General features: G+C 59.1%; 1 pseudogene. It reads left to right on the plus strand.

Features of this window, described 5'->3' with window-relative positions:
* Positions 1–313 (plus strand): annotated as a pseudogene (locus RT662_RS12045) (TonB-dependent receptor); the annotation flags it as partial.

Below are 313 nucleotides of genomic sequence, written 5' to 3' on the forward strand. Positions count from 1 at the left end.
GCCGCAACGCCACCGGCGGCGTCGTCAACTTCGTCAACGCCAAGCCGCGGATGGATGCCATCCATGCCGCCGGCGAAATCGAATATGGCAATTTCGATTCGCTGCGTCTGAAGGGCATGTTCAACCTGCCCATCACCGACAATCTGGCCATCCGCGTTGCCGGCACCTACCTGAAGCGCGACGGCTTTACCAACAACCTGTTCAACAACACCCGCATCGATGGCCGCGATCTCTATGCCATCCGCGGCAGCATCCGCTGGGAACCGACGGAAAACACCACCATCGATGCGATGGCCTATTATTTCCGCGAACA

The sequence above is a fragment of the Sandarakinorhabdus sp. genome (assembly GCF_032115815.1).
Lineage (GTDB): Bacteria > Pseudomonadota > Alphaproteobacteria > Sphingomonadales > Sphingomonadaceae > Sandarakinorhabdus.